10 protein-coding genes are annotated in these 12,064 nt (G+C 49.4%); 2 read left to right on the top strand and 8 right to left on the bottom strand.

All coding sequences use genetic code 11. The features are described from left to right. Positions 1-14 precede the first annotated feature (14 nt). The 5 genes from H6F93_RS23420 to trmD all read right to left on the bottom strand — a co-directional run bounded on the left by H6F93_RS23420 (position 15) and on the right by trmD (position 4,277). Positions 15-719 (bottom strand): hypothetical protein, encoded by a 705-nt coding sequence (locus H6F93_RS23420; protein ID WP_190686101.1) that lies wholly within the window; start codon positions 717-719, stop codon positions 15-17. A gap of 737 nt (positions 720-1,456) precedes the next feature. Then, positions 1,457-2,161: a PHP domain-containing protein gene (locus tag H6F93_RS23415; RefSeq protein WP_190686098.1), complete on the bottom strand. Its 705-nt coding sequence runs from the start codon at positions 2,159-2,161 to the stop codon at positions 1,457-1,459. A 50-nt stretch (positions 2,162-2,211) separates the two neighbouring features. Beyond that, entirely contained in the window at positions 2,212-2,703 is a 492-nt protein-coding gene (gene ispF / locus H6F93_RS23410; RefSeq protein ID WP_190686094.1) for a 2-C-methyl-D-erythritol 2,4-cyclodiphosphate synthase, read from the bottom strand. Between the two features lie 16 nt (positions 2,704-2,719). Further along, positions 2,720-3,559, bottom strand: a complete 840-nt coding sequence (locus H6F93_RS23405) for a sialate O-acetylesterase (RefSeq protein ID WP_190642751.1) — start codon at positions 3,557-3,559, stop codon at positions 2,720-2,722. A 4-nt stretch (positions 3,560-3,563) separates the two neighbouring features. Then, positions 3,564-4,277 carry a tRNA (guanosine(37)-N1)-methyltransferase TrmD gene (gene trmD, locus H6F93_RS23400; RefSeq protein WP_190686091.1) on the bottom strand — a complete coding sequence of 238 codons (714 nt, stop codon included), beginning with the start codon at positions 4,275-4,277 and terminating at the stop codon, positions 3,564-3,566. Positions 4,278-4,903: 626 nt separating this feature from the next. Here trmD and H6F93_RS23395 point away from each other — a divergent pair. Both H6F93_RS23395 and cphA read left to right on the top strand, forming a co-directional pair. Then, the gene (locus tag H6F93_RS23395; RefSeq protein ID WP_190686089.1) at positions 4,904-5,755 is read left to right on the top strand and encodes a cyanophycinase; all 852 of its coding nucleotides are present in this window, start codon (positions 4,904-4,906) and stop codon (positions 5,753-5,755) included. A 142-nt stretch (positions 5,756-5,897) separates the two neighbouring features. Next, a complete protein-coding gene (gene cphA / locus H6F93_RS23390; protein WP_190686086.1) occupies positions 5,898-8,663 on the top strand; it encodes a cyanophycin synthetase in 2,766 nt (921 codons plus the stop codon). Between the two features lie 50 nt (positions 8,664-8,713). Here cphA and H6F93_RS23385 read toward each other — a convergent pair whose 3' ends face one another. The 3 genes from H6F93_RS23385 to H6F93_RS23375 form a co-directional block, all read right to left on the bottom strand. Beyond that, positions 8,714-8,896 carry a twin-arginine translocase TatA/TatE family subunit gene (locus H6F93_RS23385; RefSeq protein ID WP_190642754.1) on the bottom strand — a complete coding sequence of 61 codons (183 nt, stop codon included), beginning with the start codon at positions 8,894-8,896 and terminating at the stop codon, positions 8,714-8,716. A gap of 82 nt (positions 8,897-8,978) precedes the next feature. After that, positions 8,979-10,571 carry a serine/threonine protein kinase gene (locus H6F93_RS23380; protein ID WP_347277350.1) on the bottom strand — a complete coding sequence of 531 codons (1,593 nt, stop codon included), beginning with the start codon at positions 10,569-10,571 and terminating at the stop codon, positions 8,979-8,981. After that, positions 10,465-11,925, bottom strand: coding sequence for a serine/threonine protein kinase (locus tag H6F93_RS23375; protein WP_190686082.1), 1,461 nt, complete (start codon positions 11,923-11,925; stop codon positions 10,465-10,467). Before H6F93_RS23375 ends, H6F93_RS23380 begins: the two co-directional genes overlap by 107 nt. Between the last annotated feature and the right edge of the window lie 139 nt (positions 11,926-12,064).

Here is a 12,064-nt window from a genome sequence, read left to right as displayed (position 1 = left end):
AGTTTACGAGTAACTTAGGGCGATCGCACTTCTCCTCTGACCACAGCGCTATCACCCTGAAACTCAACTATGCTTAGATCCAGTCCTTCTTGCTGAAGCTTCTGGTTAATTTGCTGCTCGATCTGTTCTCTTGAGACTCCAAACAGGCTTTGGAGTTGGTCGAGCGTTAGCCTCAGATCGCCCACGCGAATAACCGTATCCTCACTCAACAACAAGCGCCCCTGCTCAAAGCTGGGTTGTCCTTCAATGCCAAGGTAAATCTCTCGGTCTGCTAGAGCAGGGAAGGTTTGGGAAAGCCGCTCCAATAAAGCTCGTTCTGTGGGGTTGAGTTGCTCCGTTGGAATTTCAGACAGATTAACCACGGCTCCACTTTGCACCTGACCGTTTTGAATGGTCGTATTAATGTCTCTGGTTCCTTCCAAAACAGGACGGTAGTTGGGATTGGTGGCGATCGCTCCCACAACTAACTGATTAATATCTGTTGCATTGAGTTCACCATCAATGCGGGTGATTCCACTGCTACTAGTTGTGGTTATTCCTCGAATGATTCTATCTCTGGCGATCGTGCTTTCCGTTGCGTCTAGATTAGTTGCTTGTTTCTGACTGTCATACCACTCCGGTAGCTGTGTTGCTTGCTGCCAAGAGAGGGAAATTGCTGCAAGCGCTCCCAAACCAACTCCTAAGAGAATTGCAAAAACAATAAATCCAACTTTTTTCACGACTGCCCCAACATTCGCCCACTCAAACTGTTTGCAGCACTATAGCGAATTCATTTAGAGCATGGGGCGAATGGAGCGATCGCAAAGCAAAGTTTTGGCTTAAAAATTGTGAGTTAGAGCGATCGCAAATCTTAAGAAAGATTAAGTTGATTTAAGTTTCTACCTGTTTCATTTCGCCCCAAGAAGTTCTTTGGTATTCTGAGGAACATTCTTAAAAAATTAAGGAAGAGGTAAGAAACTTATGAAAACTTCAAAACATTTGGGACAATCCATCTCCATGGTTCTTCTATTCGCTCTAGCCAGCGTAGGAGTAATTGGCATTATCACCATGCAGAGTGGCGCTTTACCCTAGAAAAGAGCTGTTCTAAAAAAGCTGTGTGTTTATCATTAGATTTATTAAATCAGCTTTACTCAATCCAATTTGAAGGCACTTCTCAGGAAGTGCCTTTTTGCTGACGCTAATTTCGCCAAGATTCTGCAGTAGATGCCTTCGATCTGCCACGACTGCGACCGTCTGATAACACAGGGAAATAAGAATCGCTTAAAATTACTTAACAGAAAAGAGGATTCAAGCAATTTCTCGCTAATAAACTCCTGGCACGTTCAGCCTGTGCCACAAACAAAAATCAAATTGACACGACTTTCTAGGCTTACTTTCAATACTTAAAAACCTCTAGCAGCCTTGGGTTACACTTTGCCAACCATGTTACGAAAACGGCTGAAAGTTTAACCTGATCTTAAAGCCGTTGTAATAAGCTCAGACCGTGGGTATCTGTGCCACAAGTGCTGAATAGACTGTGGGTCTTGCTTAATAGCTCTATTTCTTGCGTTTGCTTTGGACTAGGTTTCCAGGGTTGAGGGTTGTTGTAAGCGTAGTATGTCTCCACCCCATCAATCCCCAGTCGGGCTGCTTCAGGTATCAGTTGGTGGTGCGATCGCCGATAGCGAGCCGGATGTGCCAACACTGCCAGACCACCTGCCGCTTGAATGGCGTGGATGACTTGCTCCGCCTGGTAGTGATCTCCGGTACTAGACTCTCGTTTTAGATAAGGCTGGAGTGCTAGATGAGTCGGATCAAAGGCATAACCAAGAATGTGTACCTCGGTTTCTAATAGTCCAGCGTTAATTTCTACGCCCGTCCAGAGGCGGGGCACAGAACCGACCTGAGCTAATTCGGGCGTGTACCACTGTAGCCACTCTTGCGCAGCATAGTAGCCCTTAACCGTGTGGTGATCGGTGATTGCTAGTCCTTTTAGACCGAGAGCGATCGCCTGTTCCATCAACCGCTCAGGCTGCAACCTGCCATCTGAGCAGACAGTGTGCATGTGGAAGTTGTATAAGCGTGGGCAGCTCTCTAGGGTGATCGTGTCAAAGACGCGCTTTAGTGCTGGTGCATCCTGCGCTGCTATCTGAGCGGAAGCCTGAGCAAGATTGGCAGCCATATAGGTCTTAAAAATTTACACTCGTCTTCTACTATACCCAAACAGACTCTTTAACTGCCCTGCCTCTCTAGCAGGGCAACCGTGTAAGCAGCAATTCCTTCCTCTCGCCCAACGGGTCCTAACTTTTCATTGGTAGTAGCCTTAATCCCAATCTGGTCGGGGGCAAGTTTTAGAACTTCGGCAAGGCGATCGCGCATTGCCTGAATGTACGGCTTGAGTTTTGGGCGCTCTGCCACAATCACCGAATCTAGATTGCTCACCTGCCACCCCCGCTCCTGGATCAACTGGTTGACCTGCGCCAGTAGCAATAAGCTATCTGCACCCGCCCATTGAGGATCAGTTGGGGGAAAATAATGCCCAATATCACCCAGGCTTAGTGCTCCCAGCATCGCATCCATGATCGCGTGAGTCAGCACATCTGCGTCGCTGTGACCTAGCAGTCCTAATTCATGGGAAATTTTGATGCCGCCTAAGATCAGGGGGCGATCGCGAACCAACTGATGAATGTCGTAACCATTTCCAATCCGAAGATTAACTGACACTGAAACACTCCTAAAATCAAGCCTTAGCTTTTCGAGCAGACCAGGAGAAGACAGCTGCCCCTATAAGCAAAAGAACAAACGCAGCTAAGCCCATTACAAACTGGGGTTGAGGGGTGAAGGGCAAAGGCGTTTGAGGTTCGCCCAATGTCAACCAGGCAGAGGCAAATTCTTCTCCAGCTTTGAGTGTACTGGCTGTGTTCCAGTGAATTGTATCGGACTTAGTGTAGCTTTCAGTCTCAACGGCGATCGCCCGATGGTCGCGCTGGTCAAGCTGCTGTTGGGCTGTTCTAATAGTTTGCAGATACGGCAGTCGCTCGGGATCACCTGACACCATGCCATAAACAATCGGCAGATCAGCTCCAAAGTCGCGCCGAGTTTGGGCAAATAGCCGAGCCAAATTTCTGTCGTAGCGAACTGCCCAGGGACGATAAAGGGCATCGCTCTCCCCTTGCATCCAGAAGAAGCCTGCGACCTCTACCTCATAGCCCTGGTCTTTCAGGTCAGCGATCGCCATATTCGCCCGGTCGCGCATGGCGCAGTAGAGCGTACAGTTTTGAGGCTGCCACTGTTCCCCTAGATCAGTACCATCAACCGCATATTTGACAATGGCGACAGACTGATAGAGCGACTCGGAGAGCGATCGCCCCAGCGAAACCTCCATGCCAAATCGAAGCTCCAGGTATTTGCTGCTCCAGGGCAGTGGCTCGGTAGGCGGGCTGAGCGGTCGCCATCCATCAGAGCCATACCATAATACCTGAAAGTTTGGCTGTTTTAGCTCTTGGGGCAGTTCCGTAAGTTCTCCCCGCCCCACCATGTTGCTTTGCCCAGCCAGAATAAAAAGCTTGATTGCTGCCATGGAGTCACTCTAGTCCACGCGGATCAGGGGAGGATTGGTTAAGCCAGGTTTCGTAGAGGTCAGGGCGGCGATCGCGGGTACGTTGAATTTGCTGCTCTTTTCGCCAGCGATCGATCCCCGCATGATTGCCAGATAGCAGCACTTCTGGCACCTGCCAACCCCGAAACTCAGGCGGGCGAGTATATTGCGGATAATCTAACAGTCCAGCTTCAAAGCTTTCTGCCTTGAGCGATTCTACCTTGCCAACCGTGCCAGGTAGGAGTCGAATTACGCCATTCAGCAATGCCAAAGCGGGAATTTCACCGCAGGTGAGGACAAAATCTCCCAGCGAAACCTCACGCGTAACCAGGTGCAAAACGCGCTCATCTACGCCCTCATAGTGGCCGCAAATAATCACGAGCTGGTCGTAGCCTGCCGCCAACTCCTGAAACATCGGCTGGTTCATCGTCTTGCCTTGAGGAGTCATCAAAATCACTTCTCGTTGAGGCAAAACCGGAAGCGACTCAGTCGCCGCAAAAATTGGTTCTGGTTTCATCAACATTCCTACGCCGCCACCATAGGGTTCGTCATCGACTCGTCGATGCTTGTCAGTGGTGAAGTCGCGAGGGTTCGTTAAATGTACTTCTGCAATCTGTTTTGCTAAAGCTTTGCCCAATAAGCCGGATTGCAGAGGGGAGGCAAAAAAGTCTGGGAATAGGGTAATGATGTCAAAGCGCACGGGTGTTGGGGATTAGGTTTGTGAGCGATCGCATCCATAAGGCGATCGCATTTGAACGCCACTAAGCAAACCAGAAGCGGTTTGGGGAAATGCCTGTCAAGTAACAAGGTTCTCCAATTCAATCCGCCTCAGCAGTTTATATCTAAATATCATCATGTCTGAACATCCCATTACCTCTAAGCATATCGAGGAGGCTGACCTAGGTTCATTAAGTTGAAGCAGTGTTGAGCGGGGATTAGGGTTGGGAACGAGGTTGATCCCTCATCCCCAACCCTTAATTCCCAATTCCTCACCTTCCATAAGAAAAACTCAAGAAACTCTTAAGTTATGCTTAAATATTTGTCATAGTGTGTATTGGTAACGCTCCAGAAACAGAAGCGGCTTGAGTCGGTCTAGTTCTAGTTCAGGCTAAGACAACCAGGTGAAAACCTGTTCCCTTAGTATTCTGCTTAAATTCAGATAGCGGAGGCAGTGGGTAGAATGATCAACGGTTCTGTGTTTCTCAGCTTAAAAGCATCCTGAATCGTGCAAAACCTCAAAGGTGGAGCAAGAGGATGAATAGAGGTAATATCTCAATTAGTAAGCTACTGGAGCGATTGATGAACTTCATGCCCAGGAGCGATCTCATGCTGCAGTTAGAACCCCAATTCCATGAGCAGAGGATGCCTTATTTGACAAAAGCTGCCGTGTTGGTGATTGGCGGTGCTGAAGACAAAGTTCACGGACGGCAAATTCTCAATGTTTTTTTTAATCGAGCGGGGGCAACTGACGCTCGAATTGCTATTATTCCCTGTGCCTCGCGTGAACCTAGCGTGATTGGCAATCGCTATCGCACCATTTTTGAGGAAATGGGGGCAAAAGCGATCGAAATTTTAGATATTCGCGATCGCGAACAAAGCGAAAATCCTGACTGGAAAGATTACCTAGAGCAGTGTACGGGCGTTTTCATGACGGGTGGCGACCAGCTTCGGCTCTGCGGGTTGCTGGCAGATACCCCTATTATGGAAAGAGTCCGCGTTCGGGCACAGTTAGGTGAAATTACTCTGGCTGGTACGAGTGCAGGGGCTGCCGTCATGGGAGAACACATGATTGCTGGCGGCGGCAGCGGCGAATCACCAAATCGATCTTTAGTAGATTTAGCGACTGGGCTAAACATCATTCCTGATGTGATTGTGGATCAGCACTTTCACAACAGAAATCGTATGGCGCGCCTGATGAGCGCGATCTCTATCTACCCCGACAAACTGGGGATCGGCATTGATGAGGATACCTGCGCCCTATTTGAAGACAGTGGCATCTTTCAGGTGATCGGCAAAGGCACGGTTACGGTGATTGATCCCAGCAGCGTTTCTCACACCAATCAATCTGACGTGGGCACAACCGATCCGCTCAGCATCCACAATTTGAGAGTTCACATTCTCAGTCCTGGCGATCGCTACGACATGAACAAACGGCTAGCTCTTGCGACCAGGGCTTAAGGAGTGAGCCAAATTTTAGTCTAATTCAACTCACCTGAGCTCAAAACTGTTCACCGTGAACGGTCTAACAGTTTTCCCAAGCTTGAGACTAGACAGTATTGAATAGCGTCCTTTTCGCCCCAAGCGAGCCGCCAACATTGTTATGAGAATTCTAAAAACCCAAACCTTACGTGGTCCAAATTACTGGAGCATTCGACACCAAAAGCTGGTGATAGTGCGCCTGGACTTAGAAGACCTGGCAGAACGTCCCTCCAATGAAATTCCCGGCTTCTACGAAGGACTAACCGAAGCGCTTCCCAGCCTGATTGAACATTTCTGCTCTCCAGGATGCCGAGGGGGATTCCTCAGCCGGGTACGAGAAGGCACCATGATGGGACACATCATGGAGCATATCGCCTTGGAGCTGCAAACTCTAGCAGGAATGCCCGTTGGGTTTGGTCGTACCCGCGAAACCGCAACCCCCGGAGTGTATCAGGTGGTGGTGGAATACATAGACGAGCAAGCTGGACGCTATGCCACTAGAGCCGCCTTCCGCCTCTGCCAGAGCATTGTTGAAACAGGGCACTACTCACTTAAAGAACTGGAGCAAGACCTACGCGATTTGCAGGATCTCGGAGCCCAGGCAGCTCTAGGGCCAAGTACTGAAAGCATTGTTAAAGAAGCCGAAGCCCGTGATATTCCCTGGATGCAGCTAGGCTCTCGTGCCATGATCCAGCTTGGGCAAGGAGCTTACCAAAAGCGAGTACAGGCAACACTGAGCAATTTCACTGGCATTTTGGGCGTTGAATTGGCTTCTGACAAAGAAGGCACTAAGAAGATTCTGCAAGATGCAGGTGTTCCTGTGCCTCGCGGAGCAGTAATTTATTACCTGGATGAACTGGAACAGGCGATCGCCGACGTAGGTGGCTACCCCATCGTGATCAAGCCGCTAGACGGCAACCACGGACGCGGGATCACGATCAATATTGACTCCTGGGAACTGGCAGAAGAAGCCTATGATGCAGCCAAAGAAGTCTCCAAAGCGGTCATCGTTGAACGTTACTACACCGGACGGGATCATCGCGTATTGGTGGTTAACCATAAGGTTGTTGCGGTTGCAGAACGAGTGCCTGCTCATGTCATCGGAGATGGCAAATCGACGATCTCAGAACTCGTAGACGAGACAAACCGCGATCCAAGGCGGGGCGAAGGACATGACAACATTCTCACCCGGATTGAAATCGATCGCACCACGTGGCAACTGCTCGATCGCCAGGGCTATGATCTCGACACCGTCTTGCCTGCCGGAGAAATCTGCTATCTCAGAGCTACCGCAAACCTGAGCACAGGCGGAATTGCAGTCGATCGCACGGACGACATTCATCCCGAAAATATTTGGCTGGCGCAGCGAGTTTCTAGAATCATTGGGCTAGACATTGCTGGGATCGACATCGTCACGGCAGATATTTCTCGTCCCTTGCGTGAAACCGATGGCGTAATTGTTGAAGTCAACGCGGCCCCCGGCTTCCGAATGCACGTCTGCCCCAGCGAAGGCATTCCTCGCAACGTGGCAGAACCTGTAATCAACATGCTGTTTCCGCCCGGAACTCCGACCCGCGTTCCCATCATTGCAATCACGGGCACCAACGGCAAAACCACCACTACACGGCTGATCGCCCACATCTTTAAGCAAACTCAACAGGTCGTGGGCTACACCACCACCGACGGCATTTACATTCAAGATTATTTAGTGGAAAAGGGCGATACGACTGGTCCGCAAAGCGCTCAGGTAATTTTGCAAGACCCAACCGTAGAAGTTGCCGTATTGGAGACAGCCCGAGGTGGAATTCTGCGCTCGGGTTTAGGGTTTAGCTATTGCGATGTAGGCGTTGTGTTGAACGTCGCGGCTGACCACCTGGGAATTGGTGATATTGAAACGGTAGAAGACCTGGCACACCTCAAGAGCGTTGTTGTAGAAACAGCTCGACCCAATGGCTACGCTGTTCTGAATGCTGATGATCCCCTCGTTGCAGCAATGGCACAACGGGTAAAAGCACAGATTGCCTACTTTTCGATGAATCCAGACAACGAATTGGTGCGATCGCACACCCAACGGGGCGGTCTGGCAGCAGTCTATGAGAACGGCTACCTGTCTATTCTCAAAGGCGACTGGACCTTGCGAATCGAGCAAGCGGTGCATGTGCCGCTGACGATGGGCGGTCGTGCTCCCTTCATGATTGCCAATGCCCTGGCAGCCAGCCTTACTGCCTTTGCTCAGGGTGTCAGCATCGAAAGTATTCGGGCAGCGCTGATGACCTTCCAGGCATCGGTGGACCAAACTCCCGGCAGAATGAACCTATTTGACCTGGGAGAATTCCATGCCTTGATTGACTATGCCCACAACCCCGCCAGCTATGAGGCGTTAGGCAGCTTTGTCAACAACTGGCCCGGAGAATGCATCGGTGTTGTGGGTGGGCCAGGCGATCGCCGCGACGAAGACTTTATCACGCTAGGCAAACTCGCTGCCGATATCTTTGACCGAATCATCGTTAAAGAAGACGACGACACGAGAGGTCGTCCACGGGGTGATGCAGCCGCCCTGATTGTTCAAGGCATTCAGGAAGGAGGAAGCGATCGCCCCTACGAAGTCATTCTGAATGAAACCGAAGCAGTGAATACCGCTCTAGATAGTGCGCCTTCAGGCGGTCTAGTTGTCATTTTGCCGGAAACTGTCAGTCGCGCCATTAGCCTGATTAAAGCTCGACATCCGTTACAACAGCCAACTCCCTACCAAACTGCCAGCATCAGTAACTCCAACGGCGACTATACCGTGACAGTCGAAACTGCTGCCAACACTCAAAACGGCTTCCAAACTGTTGAAGTGCAGGCAGAGGAAGCGACACTGAACTTGGGCGTTAATCGAGGATAAAAGGGTGAACGGTTAAAGGTAGCAAACGTTTACTACCTTTAATCATTCATTTAGTATTTGTCCTCATCCAAATCCTGTTCCTCATCTTCTGAGGGCTGGTTCATTTCTTCCTTAAAGCCTTTCAAGGTTTTGCCCAAAGCGCTACCAAGCTCTGGGATCTTTTTGGGGCCAAAAATTAGCAGTGCGACGACTCCAATAACGCTCACTTCTGCCCAGCCTAAACCTAATGCCATACAGAATCTCCTATCGTTAAGCCCTTTATCCCATTTACTATAGGGCGATTCGGAAAGGAAAGAGCAAGCCTTTCGGTTCTCCTTACTTTCGGGTCAGCGGCAATCCCAGCCAGTCGCTTATCCCATGCGCTAACCATTTCAGTTCCCACTGGTCTAGCAAATCATTCTTGCGAAGCTCGTATTTACTATATTTTTGGGGTTTTGGAGCTGTATCTTCAGTCCAGATAACTAACCTTGGTCTAGCTCCAAATCGCTTTGATTGAATCAGGTGTACTGCTCGAATGTCTTGTCTTGAACTAGATTTTTGCTTGAAGTTGAAGCCAAATAACTCGTGCGTTATAGAAATGTGCTGTTGATCAATCCGCAGCCGAATTCGCCCAAATGCTGAAAACAAAACTTTGGGCAAAGGCAATAGCAGCAACAAACCAAGGAGTGCTAATCCTGGCGTTTCTATCGAAATTGCAGTAAGAATCTGAGCGGGAAGCAAGGTATATAGCGCAATCAGTGCAACTTGACTGAGGCTAAACTTTCCCGGAATCAGAACTTCTAGAAAGTCGGGTTGCTGGGTCAGCGAAATTTGGCTTCCAACAGGTTGAGCAAACCCTCCCAATCCCATTTGCTGAATGGAGCTAGGTTGCCCAAGCGCGTCCAGTGCTTTTTGGGCAGAGGCAAACCGCTTTTCTAAACTTGGCTCTGTTAAAGGTCTGAGCCAGCTTGCGAAGTCTGGAGAAACATTGGTAGCAAATTCAAACCGAATCCGAAAATCTTGCTGAGGTAAATCTGAGGGATGCTTACCTATCACCAGATAAATCAGGGTTGCTCCCAAGCCGTAGAGATCTGAGGCTGGCACTGCCCGTCCGCCAAATTGTTCAGGCGGCATGTAGCCATAGGTGCCTACTACGGTGATGGTTCCTCCTTCTCTTGCTGCCAAATTTTGAACGGAGCCAAAGTCTACCAGGTAAACCTGACCGGGACTGTTGCCAGAGCGATCGCCTAGCAGCACATTACTCGGCTTAATATCTCGATGTACGACCGCAGGCTGCTGTCCGTGCAAATAAACCAGGATTTCCAGCAGATCTTTGGCGATTTGTTTGACTTCCGCTTCACTGAGCGATCGCCCCGCCTTCAGATGTTCCTCTAGCGTTTTGCCTGCTACATAGGTCTGCACCAGCACAAAACCTCTCAAGCCAGGTAAATCTAGCTCAAAATAATCCAAATATTGGGGAATGGCTGGATGAGACAGTGCCTTAAGAACTTCGGCTTCTCGCTGAAATAGCTTCAGATCGTGCCATTCAAAGTCATTACCAAATGATAGTAACTTCAGTACAACCTGTGTTTGAGTGTTTAAATCGAGGCCTAAAAAGGTGCGCCGTCCGGCTCGCCTGCCCAACTGCTGCTGGATCTGATAGCGTCCATGCAGTACCTGATTGAGAAGGTTAATGGAGGCTGCATGAGAAGAACTGGGTAAGGTTTCCCTGGCAAAATCTGTCATGTTGGTTAATGTCTGACAATTGGGACCGTAAACCCGTAGCGACCAGTCTTTGCCTGAATGAGACTGCAAAGCAGAATTAGCTCCGATTGATGAAGAAAAGTTTGTAATTGGGTAAAGCTCGACGAGGCTTTTCTTCTTCGGGATCTCCAATGCGCGATCGCCGCTCATACCACTGAGCAACACTTTGTCCAATCGCTCCTCCCACCAATCCCCACAAGACAACTGACGAAAAGGCTCTTACCGTAACCAAAACCAAGGTTATTACATTATAGGAAGCCATATCAGCATCAGAATTTGTAAGTGCTAGCCCGGCAATGATGAAACCCCAAAAAATTATCACTGCCGCAGCGATGCCAGTCAGAGTACCAACTGCTTTGATCGTTTGTCTGTATTTGCGTGGGTGGTGAAGGGGGTAGTATTGCCGACGCGTCCAGATGCTAATTATAAAACCAACCGGAATTCCTGCAAGTAAGCCATACAATACTGCACCTAATAAGCCCCCCAAAGCAGCGTAAGAGAAAATACTGAGAATGTTGAAAACACTTGCGTCAGAAGTTAACCCGATCAGGATTACTATGGACAGAATATCGATTACAGAAATCACTCCTCCAACCACAAATCCCACACTGCAACTGCGCCAAAGGCTGTTCCACAACAGTTCCCCCATCGGCACGACTTCCTTGGGGGCTAATACATAGGGGCTAATTTGAGCAGGTTGCTGCAATGCTTCTAGGGCTTGCTCAGCAGAGGAGGGGCGATCGCTCGAATTCGGTGCTGTGAGCCAACTGAGCCAACTGGTAAACGCGGAGCTAAGCTGAGCTTCTGACTCAAATTGAATACAGAGATCTTTTTGAGGTAAATCGGCGGGATGTTTGCCTGTCGATACATAAATTAAAGTAGCCGCCAAACTGTACAAATCTGAAGCAGGCGCAGCGTATCCGCCAAACTGTTCAGGCGGCATGTAACCATAGGTACCAACAACGGTGATGGTGCCTCCCTGACTTGCAGCTAGCGTTTGGACGGAGCCAAAATCTACGAGATAAACCTGTCCCGGACTGTTGCCCGATCGGTCAGTGAGCAAAATGTTGCTGGGCTTGATGTCTCGATGAATGACAGGCGGTTGTCGTCCGTGCAAGTAGGTGAGAATTTCTAAAAGGGATTGGGCAATCTGTTTTGCTTCTGATTCGCTAAAGGTGCGTCCTGACTGGACATGTTCTTCAAGTGATCGCCCCTCTACGTAGTTCTGAACAAAGGCAAACCCCTTACCGTAGGTTAATTCCAGTTCAAAATAGTCGAGATATTGAGGAATTGCCGGATGGGAAAGCGCTTTTAGCGTCTCGGCTTCCCGCTGGAATAGCTTCAGGTCATCCCACTCAAAATCGTTGTCAAAGGACAAGAGTTTAACAACAACCAACTCTTGGGTTTGCAGGTCACGCGCTAGCAGGGTTCGCCGTCCAGCATTTTTACCAAGCTGCTGCTGGATTTGGTAGCGATCGTGCAGTACTTCACCGGGAGCGTTTTGCTGGGATTGTGTCATACGTAGCTGCTCCCCTATTGTTGTGCGTCATTTATAGCTCATTTTTTTAGATGAGCAGAATCACCTGATAGGGTGACTCTGCTGCCCTTGATCCCAGATTCCTCTAAGCTGGATCAAGCACTTAATTTCTTATAAAACT

The organism is Leptolyngbya sp. FACHB-671, assembly GCF_014695745.1.
In the GTDB taxonomy this organism is placed as follows: domain Bacteria; phylum Cyanobacteriota; class Cyanobacteriia; order Elainellales; family Elainellaceae; genus JAAUTN01.
Note: the sequence above shows the minus strand (reverse complement) of the source record. Positions and strands in the feature narration are given on the sequence as shown.